Origin of the sequence: Cupriavidus basilensis, assembly GCF_000876015.1 — a bacterium.
Classification (GTDB): Bacteria; Pseudomonadota; Gammaproteobacteria; order Burkholderiales; family Burkholderiaceae; genus Cupriavidus; species Cupriavidus basilensis_B.
The window spans coordinates 81,717-98,023 of sequence record NZ_BBQM01000016.1 but is presented as its reverse complement, the minus strand read 5'-3'; the positions used below and the strand labels follow the sequence as shown (position 1 = coordinate 98,023).

Annotated in this window: 12 protein-coding genes; 4 read left to right on the top strand and 8 right to left on the bottom strand. The window is 69.3% G+C overall.

Features of this window, described 5'->3' with window-relative positions; genetic code table 11:
- Positions 1-45: 45 nt before the first annotated feature.
- The 7 genes from KF708C_RS16760 to KF708C_RS16730 all read right to left on the bottom strand — a co-directional run bounded on the left by KF708C_RS16760 (position 46) and on the right by KF708C_RS16730 (position 9,068).
- Complete coding sequence (locus tag KF708C_RS16760) at positions 46-1,968, bottom strand: capsular polysaccharide biosynthesis protein (protein WP_063923026.1); 1,923 nt, start codon at positions 1,966-1,968, stop codon at positions 46-48.
- A gap of 218 nt (positions 1,969-2,186) precedes the next feature.
- Positions 2,187-3,938, bottom strand: a complete 1,752-nt coding sequence (locus KF708C_RS16755) for a polysaccharide biosynthesis/export family protein (protein ID WP_029043752.1) — start codon at positions 3,936-3,938, stop codon at positions 2,187-2,189.
- Positions 3,939-3,940: 2 nt separating this feature from the next.
- Positions 3,941-5,044, bottom strand: a complete 1,104-nt coding sequence (locus KF708C_RS16750; RefSeq protein ID WP_059412684.1) for a chain-length determining protein — start codon at positions 5,042-5,044, stop codon at positions 3,941-3,943.
- Positions 5,041-5,703, bottom strand: a complete 663-nt coding sequence (locus tag KF708C_RS16745; RefSeq protein WP_020203681.1) for an ABC transporter ATP-binding protein — start codon at positions 5,701-5,703, stop codon at positions 5,041-5,043. Before KF708C_RS16745 ends, KF708C_RS16750 begins: the two co-directional genes overlap by 4 nt.
- A complete protein-coding gene (locus tag KF708C_RS16740; RefSeq protein WP_020203682.1) occupies positions 5,700-6,491 on the bottom strand; it encodes an ABC transporter permease in 792 nt (263 codons plus the stop codon). The genes KF708C_RS16745 and KF708C_RS16740 overlap by 4 nt, the downstream gene beginning before the upstream one ends.
- Before the next feature lie 412 nt (positions 6,492-6,903).
- Positions 6,904-8,376, bottom strand: a complete 1,473-nt coding sequence (locus tag KF708C_RS16735) for a heavy metal sensor histidine kinase (RefSeq protein WP_370552846.1) — start codon at positions 8,374-8,376, stop codon at positions 6,904-6,906.
- A gap of 20 nt (positions 8,377-8,396) precedes the next feature.
- Positions 8,397-9,068 (bottom strand): heavy metal response regulator transcription factor, encoded by a 672-nt coding sequence (locus KF708C_RS16730; RefSeq protein ID WP_020203684.1) that lies wholly within the window; start codon positions 9,066-9,068, stop codon positions 8,397-8,399.
- Positions 9,069-9,216: 148 nt separating this feature from the next.
- On the opposite strand from KF708C_RS16730, the gene KF708C_RS16725 reads away from it, so the two are divergent.
- From KF708C_RS16725 to KF708C_RS16710, 4 genes are all read left to right on the top strand, one after another.
- A complete protein-coding gene (locus tag KF708C_RS16725; RefSeq protein WP_059412682.1) occupies positions 9,217-9,864 on the top strand; it encodes a hypothetical protein in 648 nt (215 codons plus the stop codon).
- A 10-nt stretch (positions 9,865-9,874) separates the two neighbouring features.
- Entirely contained in the window at positions 9,875-10,519 is a 645-nt protein-coding gene (locus KF708C_RS16720; protein ID WP_059412681.1) for a cytochrome b/b6 domain-containing protein, read from the top strand.
- On the top strand, positions 10,516-11,355 hold the full coding sequence (locus KF708C_RS16715; RefSeq protein ID WP_020203687.1) for a molybdopterin-dependent oxidoreductase: 840 nt from the start codon (positions 10,516-10,518) through the stop codon (positions 11,353-11,355). The genes KF708C_RS16720 and KF708C_RS16715 overlap by 4 nt, the downstream gene beginning before the upstream one ends.
- Positions 11,356-11,600: 245 nt before the next feature.
- Positions 11,601-11,879, top strand: a complete 279-nt coding sequence (locus KF708C_RS16710) for a hypothetical protein (RefSeq protein ID WP_020203688.1) — start codon at positions 11,601-11,603, stop codon at positions 11,877-11,879.
- 107 nt (positions 11,880-11,986) lie between these two features.
- Here the strand turns inward: KF708C_RS16710 and purL are convergent, their stop codons facing one another.
- The gene (purL, locus tag KF708C_RS16705) at positions 11,987-16,045 is read right to left on the bottom strand and encodes a phosphoribosylformylglycinamidine synthase (protein WP_059412680.1); all 4,059 of its coding nucleotides are present in this window, start codon (positions 16,043-16,045) and stop codon (positions 11,987-11,989) included.
- Positions 16,046-16,307 lie beyond the last annotated feature (262 nt).

The following is a 16,307-nucleotide window of genomic DNA, read 5'->3' as shown; positions in this document are numbered from 1 at the left end:
GAGTATTCATGGCGCGTGTCAATGAGGGTGTCCAATCTCCGCAAGCTAGAACAGCAATCGAGCCAGTTCCCGTGCCTTGCGAAACTGCCTGCCTATCCAATGACTGCCGATACCAGCCGGTGTCCGGCTGCTATCCGACAGATGCGCGACAACGTCCTCGACCGAGCAAAACCCTTCCGCGCCAGGCAGGCGATAGCGTGGATAGCTGCAAAGCGTCACGAACAGGAGTTCGTCCAGCGACAGGCGGCGCTGGCGATGCGGTAGCGGCACGTGATCGACCGTCAATCCCCAGCCGGCATAGAATGGCGCGCCGTAGCAATGCACTTTCCGGCCTTGCAGCAGCGCTTCAAAGCCGGTCAGCGAGGTCATTGTGTGGATCTCGTCGGCTGCGCGAATGCAGGCGCTTATGTTCGCCCGTGCCACGATCTGGTCCGCCAAGGCGGCAAGTTCCGTGGCGGCGACAGCGCCGTGGCGGTTGCCCGCCACCACATCCGGGTGCGGCTTGTAGACAATCCATGCGTTCGGGTTGGCCGCGCGCACGGCGGCCAGCAGGTCCAGGTTCTTTCTTATCCGCGGGGACCCGAACTGGATGGATGCATCCCCTTCCACTTGTCCGGGTACAAGCAAGACCTTGCGGCTGATGCTGTGCTCCGGCAGCGAGAACGCGCCACCCAGGTTGTATTTGCTGATCCCCAGCCGAGCAATGCGCTCCCGGATCCGCGTCACGCGCAGCCGGTCCGCGTCACTGAGCCGGACCGTGGCAAGCATGGTTTCCATGCGGCTTGGTCGGCGCGGATCGTAGTAGATGCCGGGGCCATCGAGTGCCAGGGAAAGCGGAACATTCAGGTCGGAACCCAATCCGGCCGAGCGGACAAAGCCGTCCTCAATGCGAAGCACCGGGACGCCATGCTCGAATGCGGTGGAGCGAAGCAACGGATGCCGGCTCCCCCAGACCACCAGGCTCGCATCGGCAGGCAGCCCGGCGACCTGTTCTTGCGAAAGCCTTTTCACGAACTTCAACCGGTTCGACGGCATGCTCAGGAACGGGCGTACCACGGCGCGTTTCCAGATGCTCATGCCAAGGCAATACAAGGTGCCACGATGTTCGTCATTCAAGATCTTGTTGCGAGCAAGCCAATCGATGGCATCGAACAAGGTGCCGGCTGCGCCGGTCGCGGGGTCGAGATAGTGGGTGTATTTCAGGTAGGCCGCCGCAAATAGTTGCTCCAAGGTACGGCAGCAGGCACGCCGCTGGCGCAATACCCCGCGCTCCGGGTGGCGGTCGTCGGTCAGCCCCCAGCCCGCATACCACGGTTGCCCAAAACACGTGACAGGTTTGCCCAGCATCAGCGCCTCGAAGCCCATCTGCGAGGTGACGACATAGACACGGTCGACCTGCTCGATCAGCGACAGCGGACAGCAGTCTTCCGCGAGCCAGTGGACCCGTGGCAGTTCCCTGCCTATGTCCAGGTAGCCGGATTTGCCGCCGGACAGCACCTCGGGATGGGTCTTGACCCAGATTTCGGCGTCGGGCCATTCACGCAGCGCGGCGTTCAGCATGGCTGCGAATGTTGGTCCGCCGGCCCCGCCCAGCACCACCGACATATCGCCCGAGGTCTGGTCGACTACGAGCACTCGCGCAGCGCCACGCCGTTGCGGCAGCAGGACGACCGGTGCGTGGTTGTATTTGGAGAGCCGATGCCGCAGGATCAGGCCGATGCCACGCCGCGTCTGTGCAAGCAGGTCTTCATCCGGTTCCGCCTGCCCGATCAGGATCTCGAGGCGAGACGGGCTCCCGGCGTCGTAGTAGATGCCAACGTCATCGATCACCATCGAAACCGTACCCTGCTGCTTGCCCGGTGCGATGGACCGCAGGAAGCCATCCTCCAATGCCAGATAGGGCACTCCGTGTTCATCCGCCAACCGGCGAGCCCGCAGGGCGCTCGGCTTGCGGCCCCAGCCAGCCATCGCGCATACGCTCGCTGGCGAACCCGGGCGCCAGGGAGCAATCGGCCGATACCGGCAGCCAAGCAGCGAAGCGAGGTGAGGAATCCGCAGAATCCCGCGAGAGACGACTCCGACCACGCGGTGCCGTGCACCGGTCCGCAGCCAGGGCGATTGCGGCTCCGCCCTCGCCGCGTCCATGACGGATGGCAATGAATCATCGCGATATGACATAGCTCGCCTCACAACCCCAACACCACCTTGGCCGAAATCGCCAACTGATAAAGAATCTGAAACACATCCTTCGCGAACTGCCGCGTCTTCATGTCCACCCGCGGCAGCACCAGGATTTCGTCGCCCGGGCGCACCTGCGTGCCCCACTTGCTTTCCGAGAAGCTGCCGTCGCGGTGGGCGACGATCACGCGGGCGCTGTCGGCGTTCTGCGAGTAGCCGCCGGCCTGCTGGATGTAGTCGGCCACGCTCATGCCGGCGTCGAAGGCGACGGCGTTGGGGAACAGGACTTCGCCGTTGACGATGACGAGGCCGTCCTTGACCGGCACGCGCAGGATGTCGCCGTTTTCCAGCAGCAGCTGGTCGCGCGTGCTGGCCCTGGCGATCAGGGTCTGGCCGGTGGGATCGATCTTGCGGGCGCGCTCCACCCATTGCAGGACCAGCGCGGCTTCTTCCTTGCGCAGCTGGGCTTCGTCGGCAGTGCCGGAGCGGGCGGTGAGCACGCTGGATTCGAGGCTGCGCAGCGCGGTGCCGAGCAGCACTTTCTGGCGCGCCTTCACGCTGAGGCGGTAGAGCTGGATGCTGTCGGCGTCGGACTGCGGCGTGAACGCGACCTGGCTGAGCAGCTCGCCCATGCGGCTGCCGTAGGGCAGCACGAATTCCTGCGGGCCGGCGTGTTCGCCTTCCACGCGCACGGTGATGGTGCCGGGGCGCTTGTCGGCGGTGAATTCGATCTCGTCGCCGTCCTGCAGGATGATTTCCCGGTCCTGGGAGATGGGGAAGTATTCGACATTGCGGATGGTGCCGGTGTTGCGCACCACGCGCACGTTGGTGGCCGACGGCAGCGGCTTGGCCAGCCGGGCGATCTGGTCGAGCCGCGCCTGCTCGCCCTGGAATTCGAAGCGCCGGGCGTTCTCGGCGAGGCCGCCGACCTTGACGGTGTGCTTGCGCGGCTGGACGAAGATCACGTCGCCGTTGTTGAGCTGGCGCGTGGCGAGCTCGCCCTTGAGCAGGAAGTCGTAGAGGTTGACCACGGCGAGGGTCTGGGTGCCGCGCTTGATGGCCACGTCGAGGAAGGAGCCGCGCTCGGGGTCGATGCCGCCGGCCTGGTCGAGGTAGCGCAGCACGCTGTCGCTGGAGGTGCCGTTGTACATGCCGGGGCGGTAGACGGCGCCGGTGACGTACACGCGCACGGGCTGCGCGGCGAGCAGGCTGGCGTAGATGGAGACGCGGCTGGCGAACACGCGGCGCAGCGCGGCGGTGACGGCGGCCTGCAGGTCGGCGTTGGCGATGCCCTGCACGCGGAACGGGCCGACCTCGGGCAGCAGGATGTTGCCGCCGGCGTCCACCGCGAGCACGGTGTCGAGGTTGTAGCCGTTCCACATGCGCAACTGGATGCGGTCGCCCACGGAGATGACGTGGCTGGGATTGAAGACCGATGCGCTCTCGCGGCTGAAGGCGCCGGTGAAGAGCTGCGCGCCGAAGGCGTCGCTGGCGAGGTTGGCGACATAGTCATCATTCTGCGGCGCGCTGTCCGGCACGGGCTGGGCGGGACGTGCCGGCACCGTGGGGATGGCGGCTTCGGCGGCCATGCCGGTGGCGCCCGGCGGCGGCAGGCCGCCCTGCGCGGCGAGGGCGGCGTAGTCGGGCTCGCCGTTGATGGGCGCACCGATGCGGGCACCGGCGCGCGCGCCGGCCTGCGCGTGCGCGCCTTGCGTTGCGGCGCTCATGGCGAACAGGAGGACGAGAAGAAAACGAAGCATGGCTAGTCCCGGTGATCGCGGATGATGGCGCCGAGCAGCTGGAGCACGCCGGCCAGCGCCAGCGCCGCCAGCACGAACACGGCGATGTTGTAGACGCGGCGCGGTTGCAGCGGATATTCGGGCAGCGTGGGGCTTTGCACCACGGCCACGTTCTTGAGCTTGCGCGTGGCTTCCATGCGCGCTTTCTCCAGCGCGCCGAGCGCGGTCTTGTAGAGGTCCTGGCTGAAGCCGGCGGCGGCCTGCAGGCGTTCGTGCTCTTCCACCACCTGGTTGAGCGCGCGGTTCCTGGGCGAGGTCATGCGCGCGCGCTGCGCGCCGATCTGCGCCTGCACGGCGGCGATCTGCGCGTCGATCTGCTGGATCGCGGGCGACTGCGGGGTGTAGACGTCCTTGAGCGCGGCGCGCCTGACGCGCAGGTCGGCCAGTTCCGCCTCGGCGCCGGCCACCACGCCGGAGAGGCTCTCGACGTCGCCGCGCGGCGACACCAGCCCGTTGGCGTTCTGGTAGGCCAGCAGCGCCTGGCGGTCGGCCTTCATGCGTTCGCCCAGCACGCGCACCTGGTTCTCGATGTAGACGACCTGCTCGCCGGCGACGCGGTGCGCCAGTTCGTTGATGAAGCGCTCGCCTTCGCTGGCCAGCAGGCGCGCGATGGCCTGCGCCATCGCCGGCGTGTAGGCCTGCGCGCGGATCACCAGCGTGTGGGAGAAGTCGTCGTATTCCACGCTCACGCGCCCGAGGTAGTACGCATGGAAGCGCTCGAACGAGGCGTCGGCCGGCCACAGGCGCGACAGGGCATCGCGCTGCGCGCCGCTGTAGTGCGCCTTGAGCGCGAGCCGCGCGTCGAGCTTCCTGAGCATGTCGGCGGACAGCAGGTATTCGCGCAGCAGCAGCAGGTCCTGCGGCGCCGCGCTGGCGCCGAGCAGCGAGGCATAGAAGTCGGTGGCGGTGGCGCCCACGGCGTCGCTGCGCTCGACCACCACCTTGGCTTCCGACACGTAGCGGTCGGAGGCGACCACGCCCCAGTAGACGGCGGCCAGCAGGCACGCGCCGATGGCGATGCGCCAGAGCCAGCCGCATTGCTTGAGTTGCCCGAACAGCTTGCTCACCTTGTCATGCTCTTCTTGTATGCCTGGATGGCGTCATCCACGCTGTCGAAACGGTAGGCGCTGCCTTCGTGCAGCCAGACCGCGGATTCGCAATAGCTGCGCAGGGTCGATTCGCTGTGCGACACCATCACCAGGCCGGCGCGCCCGGCGAGATCCTGGAAGGCCTGGCGGGACTTGACGTTGAAGGCGGCGTCGCCGACCGCGGTCAGTTCGTCGACCAGGTACATGTCGAACTCGAAGGCGATCGACAGCGCGAAGGCCAGCCGCGAGCGCATGCCGGACGAGTAGGTCTTGACCGGCGCGTCGAACGCCGCGCCCAGTTCGGCGAAGTCCTCGATGAAGGCGAGCTTGTCGTCCAGCCCCGCCTGCGCGCCGTGGATGCGGCAGACGAACTTGGCGTTCTGCCGCCCGCTCAGCGAGCCCTGGAAGCCGCCGGAGAGCCCGAGCGGCCACGACACGCGGCAGCGCCGCACCACTTCGCCGCGGTTGGGCGTGTCGGTGCCGCCGATCAGGCGCAGCAGCGTGGACTTGCCCGCGCCGTTGCGGCCGATCAGCGCGATCCGGCTCGATGCTGGAATTTCGAGCGACACGTCGCGCAGCACCCAGCCGTCCGTCGGCGCGCCGCGATAGCGCTTGTGCAGGCCGGAGATCCTGATCATTGCGCCACCAGCCGCGTGGCGAAGCGCCGCTGCAGGGCCAGCCCGAACAGGACGCTGCCGAGCGACCATGCCAGCAGGTAGGACAGGCTGGCATAGGCCTGCCCGCGATAGGCCGGGAAGAAGCCGCCGCGCATGGCTTCGAGCCCGTGCAGGATCGGGTTGAGCAGCAGCCAGTCGCGCGCCGGGCGCGGCACGCTGGCGATCGGGTACATCACCGCGGAGATGAAGTACAGCGGCGCGAAGAACAGGCTGACGATGCGGCCCAGCTCGGGCACCAGCGTGCCCAGCGTGGCGAGGCTCAATGCCAGCCCCACGCCCAGCAGCCACAGCAGCGCGGCGGCCAGCAGCACCTGCAGCGGGTCGCGCGGCCACACGTCCACGCCGGCCAGGCCGCAGGCGGCCAGCAGCACGACGAACACCAGCCCGTAGAGCAGGCCTTCGAGCGCGGCGCGCACCAGCACCGCATCGACCGGGCGCACCTGCCGGTACGCGAACAGCGCGGCGTTGGCCTTGATCGCCTCGGCGCCGCGGCCGGCGACGTTGCGCACGAGGAAGAAACCGAGGATGCCGACCAGGATGAACAGGCTGGACGCCATGCCCGGGATCAGCACGTGGCGCACCACGCCGAACAGCAGCATCAGGAAGCCGATGTGGATGGCCGGCTCGAGCAGCAGCCACAGCCAGGCGCCGCGCTCGGTGGCCAGGCGCGCATTGGCCTCGCGCAGGAACAGGGCGCGCCACACCGAGAGGGCGACGGAGAAACGGGAGCGGACGACGTTTGAAGGCATGCTCGGACAAACCATGACCAGTGGCCGCCAGGCGGCCGGGGGAGCGTGCTGGAGAGTGGCGCGCGAGCGCACTAGCCTTCGCCGCACGGGGGCCGCGGCGGGAAGCGGCGGGCGCCCGGCAGGCAAGCCCGGCACCCGGCAGACTTCACCGGCTAAGACAAGATGGCCACGAGGCACGGTGCCATCGGCTGCCCGGCCTCGTTGCCGCTACCTTCCAGAATATCGCTGCGAAAAATGCGTTGCAGCAGCGTGGAAATAGTACGTGACCGAATGCGGCTTGCGCACCAGACACTTCCCAAGCATGCGCGGCATGTTTCTGTCGGCGGGCGCGATCGATCTGATGCGGCGCGTGCGCATCAGCCGTTTCCGCCAAGGTAGCAAGACGTTTCCTGCGCGCCGCGCGCCGGCGTCCTTACGCGGCGGATTCGGGCGACAGTTGCGAAGGAGAATGCGGGGGCAGATGCGAAGGCAGATGCGAAGGAAAGCGCAGCGCGAAACGCACGCGCCCCGGCGCCGGGCAGGTGGCTTCCGCTTGCCCGCCGTGCAGCGCCATGATGGCCTGCACGATGGCCAGGCCGAGCCCGTTGGATTCGGCCACGCGGCTGCGCGCGGCGTCGCCGCGGTAGAAGCGGTCGAACAGGCGGTCCAGTTGTTCGCGCGGGATGGCTTCGCCCTGGTTCTCCACCGACACCACGGTGCTGCCGGCCTCGCGCGCGCCGCACAGCCGTATCACGCTGCCCGGCGCGCCGTAGCGCACGGCGTTGACCACGAGGTTGTTGATGGCGCGGCGGCACAGCAGCGGGTTCGCCCACAGCATGCCGTCGGCCGCCACCTCGAAGCGCATGCCCTTCTCGTCGGCGAGCCCTTCGAAGTATTCGGCGATCTTGTTGAGCTCGGCCGGCAGCGCCACCGCGGCATGCTCGATGGACAGCCGCGCGTGGTCGGCCTGGGCCAGGAACAGGATGTTCTCGGCGATGTTGCCGAGCCGGTTGAGCTCTTCCAGGTTGGATTCGAGCACCTCCTCGTATTCCTCGGGCCGCCGCACCTGGCTGAGCGCCACCTGGGTCTGGCCGATCAGCGCGCCGACCGGCGTGCGGATCTCGTGCGCGAGGTCGGCGGAGAACTGGGAGAGCCGCTCGTAGCCTTCGCCGAGGCGGTCGAGCATGGCGTTGAACGCGCCCACGAGGCCGCGCAGCTCGGCCGGCGCGCCGCGCTCGTCGAGGCGCACGTCGAGGCTGGCCGGGCTGATCTCGGCCGCGCGCGCGGCGATGCTGCCCACCGGCCGCAGCCCGCGCCGGATGGCGAAGAAGGCCAGCGCGGTGGCCGCCAGCATGCCCACCAGCGTGGCCAGCAGCACGCGGTCGCGGTAGGCGCCGAGCATCTGCATCTCGTTGGCCAGCGGATGGGCGGCGATCACCTCGACCATGCTGCCGTCCTCGTTCGAGCGCGCCAGCGCCGCCGCCCAGTAGATCGGCACGCCGTCGCGCAGGCGCGTGCGCAGGATGGCCTCGCGCGTGGGTGCGCTGCCATCGCCGGCCATCAGCGCGGCAAGCTGCGGCGGCACCGCGAGGTCGTCCGGGTTGACGCGGATGAACGGCGCCTCGCCCGGCCGGCGGAAGATCAGCACGTCGCGCTCGGCGCCGAGCATGGTCTCGAACAGCAGCGGGCGGTGCTTGAGCTCGGCCACGGTGTAGACGTCGCTGGCCAGCCGGCTGAAATGCGTTACGCGCCCGATCAGCTGGAGATCGGCGTGCGCCTCCATCGAGGCCTTCACCGACTGGTAGAAATACGCGCCCAGCGTGCCGATCACCACGCAGGCGATCAGCGCGAACGACACCGTGGTGCGCACCGTGAGCGACCACGGCCGCCGGTACCAGGTGACCATGCCGGTGCCCGTGCCGCTGCTCATGCGCCCTCGCCGAAGGTATAGCCGATGCTGCGCACGGTGTGGATCAGCTTCTTGTCGAACGGCTGGTCCACCTTGGCGCGCAGGCGCTTGATGGCCACGTCCACCACGTTGGTGTCGCTGTCGAAGTTCATGTCCCACACCTCGGCGGCGATCAGCGTGCGCGACAGTGCCTCGCCCTGGCGCTTGACCAGCAGGTGCAGCAGCAGGAATTCCTTGTTGGTCAGCGTGATCTCCATGCCCTGGCGCGTGACCTTGCGGCGCAGCACGTCGAGCTTGAGGTCGGCGAACTCGAACAGCTCGGCCTCGCGCACCACGCCGCGGCGCAGCAGCGTGCGGATGCGCAGCACCAGCTCGACGAACGAGAACGGCTTGACGAGGTAGTCGTCGGCGCCCAGCTCGAGGCCGTGGATGCGGTCGTTGACGTGGTCGCGCGCGGTCAGGAAGATGACCGGCAGGTCGCGCCGCGCGCGCAGCGTGCGCATGATTTCCCAGCCGTCGATGCCGGGCAGCATCACGTCGAGCACGACCAGGTCGTAGGGATGCTCGAGCGCCATGTGCAGGCCGTCCGTGCCGGTGCGCGCGAGGTCGACGGCATAGCCGCTTTCGCGCAGGCCCTTGCGCAGGTAGTCGCCGGTCTTGGGATCGTCTTCGATGACGAGGATGCTCATGATGCACTGCCCGGTTGTGCGGATATGGCTGTCATTCTAGCGAGCGGTACGCGCGAATTAGTGACAAATTTGTCACCAAAAAGTCACCAGCGCGACCCGCCGGCGGCCCTAACCTGCACCTCGGTTTCCACCCTTACAGAGGTGCAGGATGAACATCGTTTCGAGCAAGTTGAGCCGTACCGTGCTGGCCGCCGCCCTGCTGGCCGGCGCCGCCCTCGCAGGCGCCCCGGCGGCGCAGGCGCAGGCCACCGCCGCGCCGGCCGCGGCGCCGATCGGCGTGCGCGGCACCGTGACCACCCTCGCCGGCGACACGCTCAAGGTGCATACCCGCTCGGGCCAGGATCTCGACGTGGGCCTGGGCAAGGACACCGCGGTGCGCGCCGTGACGCTGGCCAAGGTCGACGAGATCAAGGCCGGCAGCTACATCGGCTCGGCCGCCATCCCGCAGGCCGACGGCTCGCTCAAGGCGCTGGAAGTGCACGTGTTCCCGCCCAGCATGCGCGGCAGCGGCGAAGGCCACCGCGCCTGGGACCTGGGCAAGAACAGCAGCATGACCAACGGCACCGTGGGCAGCGTGGTGGTCAGCAACGGCCGCACCATCACCGTCAAGTACCCCGAAGGCGAAAAGCGCATCGTGATCCCCGCCGACGTGCCCATCGTCAACCTGGAGCCGGGCGACCGCTCGCTGCTGGTGCCCGGCGCCCACGTGGTGCTGTTCGCCAGCAAGGCCGCCGACGGCGCGCTGACCGCGCGCTTCGTCTCGGCCGGCAAGAACGGCGTCGTGCCGCCGATGTAAGGCACGCGCCATGCGCAAGCCGACTCCCGCCGCCGCGCGGCGCGCCATCGTCCACCCGCTGGCGGTGCGCGCCACGCACTGGATCAACGCCTTCGCCATGACCTGCATGGTGATGAGCGGCTGGGCCATCTACAACGCTTCGCCGCTGTTCGGCTTCCGCTTCCCGGCGTGGGCCACGGTCGGCGGCTGGCTGGGCGGCTCGATCGCCTGGCATTTCGCGGCGATGTGGCTGCTGTGCGCGAATGCCCTGCTCTATCTCGGCTACGGCCTGGCCACGCGCCATTTCCGCCGGCATTTCCTGCCGCTGAGCGCGCGCGCCGCGCTGCGCGACGCCGGCCTGGCGCTGCGCCTGCGCCTGCCGCACCGGCCCGGCGCCTACAACGCGGTGCAGCGGCTGATGTACGTGGCGGTGCTGCTGCTCGGCGTGCTGGTGGTGGCGTCCGGGCTGGCGATCTGGAAGCCGGTCCAGCTCTGGTGGCTGGCCGGCCTGTTCGGCGGCTTCGACACCGCGCGCCGCGTGCATTTCTTAGCGATGGCCGGCATCGTCGGTTTCGTCGCCGTGCACCTGGCGCTGGTCGTGGCCGTGCCGTCCACCTTGTTGCCCATGTTTACCGGCCGCGCGCGGCGCGGCCATCACGGAGAAGCCGAAGCATGAGCGAGCCGTCCGGCAAGACGCCAGCCGCGCGTCCCGATTCCATCCGCACCGAAGACGCGCCGCGCGCGGCCGGCGTCATCGCCACGCCGGCGCGGCCGGCCCTCAGCGCGGCGGATTTCCGGCCGCAGCTGGCGCGCCTGCAGCGGCGCATGTTCCTGCGCTCGTCGCTGTCGCTCGGCGCGGTGTCCATGCTGGCCGGCTGCACGCTGCAGGACGGCGACACCGTGGACAAGGTGCTGTGGTCCATGTCGCGCTGGAACGACCGCGTGCAGGCGTGGCTGTTCAGCGGCGCGCGGCTGGCGCCGACCTACGCGCGCAGCCAGATCACGCAGCCGTTCCCGTTCAACGCCTTCTACCAGGAATTCGACGTGCCCGAGGTGGACGGCGGCGACTACCGGCTGGAAGTCTCCGGCCTCGTCGCCGACAAGCGCAGCTGGAGCCTGGCGCAGTTGCGCGCGCTGCCGCAGGCGGGCCAGATCACGCGCCATATCTGCATCGAAGGCTGGAGCGCCGTCGGCGAATGGCGCGGCGTGCCGCTGCGCACGTTCCTGCAGCGCATCGGCGCGGACACCACGGCGCGCTATGTCGGCTTCAAGTGCGCGGACCGCTACTACTCCAGCCTCGACATGGCGACCGCGCTGCACCCGCAGACCATGCTGGCGCTGGACTTCGGCAGCGAGCCGCTGCCGCCCAGGTACGGCTACCCGCTCAAGCTGCGCGTGCCGACCAAGCTCGGCTTCAAGAACCCCAAGCATATCGCCGCGCTGTTCGTCACCAACGAGAATCCCGGCGGCTACTGGGAAGACCAGGGCTACAACTGGTTCAGCGGGATCTAGGCCGGCAGCCGGTAGCCGGGCAGCGGGCGGCGGGTGACGCCGGCGCGGTCCGGCCCCGGAAATGGCTGCAGGCGTGCCGCCGGATGCAGCCCCGCGCACGCATTTCCGGCCGGCAACGCCCGCGGGGCATTCACAGCGCGGCCGCCCGTGGGTAAGATCGAACCCATTCGCCCGCCGCCCGACCGGCCTGGCCCATGCCCGCACATCCTCTCCCGCGGCGGGCGCCGCGACGAACGAGGGAGATCATGCCCGCACGCAACCAGTTCCGGCGACTCTGGCACCTGACTTCCGAAGGTTGGGGCTACTGCGCGCTCGGCACCTTCACCTGCGACGGCCTGCCGCCGGAATGGCGCGCGGTGCTGCCCATGCTGCCGCTGCGTGACCGCTACTCGCCGGTCAAGGCCGCGCGCATGGTGCTCGTCACCATGCAGTTGCGCGGCGCCGCGCCGGACGTGGCGCGCCGCTGCGATCCGCAGCGGCCTCTGTATTACGTTTATCAGGCGTGGAGCACGGTGGCGGGGTGATGCGGGCGCGGCCCATGTCGGCATGGCCAGCCGCGCGCGCCGCCACGTCTCCATGAAAAAAACGGGCCCCGAAGGGCCCGTTTCCACTGCAACCCGCCTGCGCCGGTTCAGCCCACCCACTTGCGGGCGTTGCGGAACATGCGCATCCACGGGCTGCCGCCGTCGGCGATCTGCTTCCATGCGTCGGGCGCCCAGCTCATGGTGGCGGTGCGGAACACGCGCTCCGGGTGCGGCATCAGCACGGTGAAGCGGCCATCGGTGGTGGTCACGGAGGTGATGCCTTCCGGCGAGCCGTTCGGGTTGAGCGGGTAGGTCTGCGTCGGCGCGCCGTGGTTATCCACGAAGCGCAGCGCCACGCGGGCCTGCTTCTGGTCGCCCTGCTGCGAGAAGTCGGCGAAGCCTTCGCCGTGCGCCACCACGATGGGGATGCGGCTGCCTTCCATGCCGGCGAAGAAGATCGACGGCGAGGACTGCACTTCCACGGTGACGTAGCGCGCTTCGTACTGCTCGGACTGGTTGCGCGTGAACTTGGGCCACGCGCCCGCGCCCGGGATGATCGGGGCGAGGTTGCTCATCATCTGGCAGCCGTTGCACACGCCCAGCGCGAAGGTGTCCTGGCGGTTGAAGAAGGCGGCGAACTGCTCGGCCATGCGCGCGTTGAACAGGATGGTCTTGGCCCAGCCCTCGCCGGCGCCCAGCACGTCGCCGTAGCTGAAGCCGCCGCACGCGACGAAGCCGCTGAAGTCGGCCAGGCTGGCGCGCCCGGCGATCAGGTCGCTCATGTGCACGTCGTGCGTGTCGAAGCCCGCGCGGTCCATGCTGTAGGCCATCTCGATCTGCGAGTTGACGCCCTGCTCGCGCAGGATCGCCACCTTGGGACGCGCGCCGGTGGCCACGAACGGCGCGGCGATGTCCGCGGCCGGGTCGAAGGTCAGCACCGGCGAGATGCCGGGGTCGGCCGCGTCCAGCAGGCGGTCGTATTCACTGTCGGCGCAGGCGGGGTTGTCGCGCAGGCGCGCGATGCGCCAGCTCACCTCGCTCCAGATGCGCTGGAGCTCGCCGCGCGCGGCGCCGAAGACCTTCCTGGCGTCGCGGTAGATCTCGATCTGGTCGGTGGCGTTGGGCTTGCCGACCACGTGGCTGCAGGCCGACAGGCCGACTTCGCGCAGCACGCCGAACACGGCGTCGCGCTCGGACAGGCGCACCTGGATCACCGCGCCGAGCTCTTCCGAGAACAGCGCGCGCAGGGTCTGGTCGTTGCGGCGCTCGCCGATCTGCTGGGCCCAGTTCTTGGCGTCGCCGTAGTCCTGCTCCTGCTGCGGGTCCAGCGCCAGCATGTCGACGTTGAGCGACACGCCGCAGTGGCCGGCGAAGGCCATTTCCGCCAGCGCCGCCATGAAGCCGCCGTCGGAGCGGTCGTGGTAGGCCAGCAGCTTGCCTTCGCGGTTCAGGCGCTGGATCACGTTGAAGAAGTGCTTCAGGTCGTCGGCGCTGTCCACGTCCGGCGTGGCGTCGCCGACCTGCTGCGTGACCTGCGCCAGGATGCTGCCGCCGAGGCGGTTCTTGCCGCGGCCCAGGTCGATGGCGATCAGCACGGTGTCGCCGGCGTCGGTGCGCAGTTGCGGGGTCAGCGTGCGGTCGGTGTCGTCCACCGCGGCGAAGGCCGAGATGATCAGCGAGACCGGCGCCACCACTTCCCTGGCGATGCCGTTGTCGTCCCACTTGGTGCGCATGGACAGCGAATCCTTGCCCACCGGGATGCTGATGCCGAGCGCCGGGCACAGTTCCATGCCGACCGCGTGCACGGTGTCGTACAGCCGCGCGTCCTCGCCGTCCACGCCGCAGGCGGCCATCCAGTTGGCGGACAGCTTGACCTTGCCGAGATCCTTGACCGGCGCGGCGGCCAGGTTGGTCAGGGCCTCGCCGATGGCCATGCGGCCCGAGGCCGGCGCGTCGATCACGGCCAGCGGGGTGCGCTCGCCCATCGTCATGGCTTCGCCGGCGCGGCCCTTGTAGTCGAGCGTGGTCACGGCCACGTCGGCCACCGGCACCTGCCACGGGCCGACCATCTGGTCGCGCGCGTTCATGCCGCCCACGGTGCGGTCGCCGATGGTGATGAGGAAGGACTTGCTGGCCACGGTCGGGTGGCGCAGCACGTCGCGCACGGCCTGGTCGAGCGCGAGGCCGGTCACGTCCACCGGCGGCAGCACCTGCTCGACATGGCGCACGTCGCGGTGCATGCGCGGCGGCTTGCCGAGCAGCACGTCCATCGGCATGTCGACGGCGTAGTGCTCCTTGAGCGAGGCGTCGACGTGCGCGTCCACCAGTTGCAGCTGCTGTTCCTCGGTGGCCACGCCGACCACCGCGAACGGCGAGCGCTCGCGCTGGCACATGGCCTGGAACAGCGGGAACGAGTCCGGCGCGATGGCCAGCACGTAGCGTTCCTGCGATTCGTTGCACCAGATCTCGGCCGGGCTCAGGCCCGACTCTTCCAGGTGCACCTGGCGCAGGTCGAAGCGCGCGCCGCGGCCGGCGCCGTCCACCAGCTCGGGGAAGGCGTTGGAGATGCCGCCCGCGCCCACGTCGTGGATCGACAGGATGGGGTTGTCGTCGCCGAGCTGCCAGCAGGCGTTGATGACTTCCTGCGCGCGCCGCTCCATTTCCGGGTTGCCGCGCTGGACCGAGTCGAAGTCCAGGTCGGCGGTGTTGGTGCCGGTGGCCATCGAGCTGGCGGCGCCGCCGCCCATGCCGATGCGCATGCCGGGGCCGCCGAGCTGGATCAGCAGCGTGCCGGCCGGCAGCGGATTCTTGTGGGTGTGGCCGGCGTCGATGTTGCCGATGCCGCCGGCGATCATGATCGGCTTGTGGTAGCCGCGCACGGTGCCGCCCACGTTCTGCTCGTAGACGCGGAAGTAGCCGCCCAGGTTGGCGCGGCCGAATTCGTTGTTGAAGGCGGCGCCGCCGAGCGGGCCGTCGATCATGATCTGCAGCGGCGAGGCGATGCGGTCGGGCTTGCCGGTGATGTTGTCGGCCCGGCCGGCCTTGTCGTCGGGGTTGCGGTGCGCTAGCGGCTGGGCGGCGTCGCGCGCGTTTTCCCAGCTTTGCACGGCGTCCGGCAGCATCAGGTTGGACACCGTGAAGCCGGTCAGGCCGGCCTTGGGCTTGGCGCCGCGGCCGGTCGCGCCTTCGTCGCGGATCTCGCCGCCGGCGCCGGTGGAGGCGCCCGGGAACGGCGAGATGGCGGTCGGGTGGTTGTGCGTCTCCACCTTCATCAGCGTGTGCGTGAGCGCCTCGTGGCGGCCGTACTTCTGCGCGGCGCCGCGCGGGAACCAGCGCTCGGCCACGTCGCCTTCCATCACGGCGGAGTTGTCCGAGTACGCCACGATCGAGCCTTGCGGGTTGAGCTGGTGCGTATTGCGGATCATGGCGAACAGGGACTTGTCCTGCTGCACGCCGTCGATGGTCCAGGTGGCGTTGAAGATCTTGTGGCGGCAGTGCTCGCTGTTGGCCTGGGCGAACATCATCAGCTCGACGTCGGTCGGGTTGCGCCCGAGCCTGGCGTAGGCCTCGACCAGGTAGTCGATCTCGTCTTCCGACAGCGCCAGGCCCATCTCGGCGTTGGCCTGCGCCAGCGCGGCGCGGCCGCCGGCGATGTCGATGAAGCGCAGCGGCTTGGCGGGCAGTTCCTGGAACAGCGCGGCGGCGTCCTCGCGCGCGGCGACCACGGTCTCGGTCATGCGGTCGAACAGATGCGCGGCCACGGCGGCGCGCGTGCCGGCGTCCAGCGTCTTGCGCCCGCGCAGCAGGCCCTTCTTGCAGATCACGGTGATCTCGATGCCGCGCTCGATGCGGTGCACCTCCCCGAAGCCGCAGTTGTGCGCGATGTCGGTGGCCTTGCTGGCCCACGGCGAGATCGTGCCGAAGCGCGGGATCACCACGAAGCGGTCGCCCTCGGCCTGCGGCTCGAACGGCGCGCCGTAGGTCAGCAGCGCGGCGATGCGCTCGCTGTCGGCCGGCGACAGCGGCGCGTTGGCATCGACGAAATGCAGGAACTGGCCGTGAACCGACTCGATGTCGGCGTCGATCTGCTTGAGGGCGGTGAGCAGGCGTTGCTGGCGAAAGGCGGAAAGGGCCAATGCGCCGGGGAAGCACGAAAAATGCGCCATGATCTGAGCGGTCGGGAGGGCAGGAGGTAGGGGCTGCTACCGGCCGGCGCCGCTGGTTGGGGCGCCGTGCTGGCGGGAAACCGGCATTATACCTTGTCGGCCGCCTTTTCCCGCGTTGCAGCACGGCCTGCCGCGCCCCGGCGCGGGCCGGCATGGACCGGTACGGACCGGTACGGACCGGTCAAGGGCCAACGAGCGGCGCTATCGCCACTCGCCGCGCGAAGCGCCTGCCAGAGTACCGCCGGGGCCGCCGCCGCCCGCC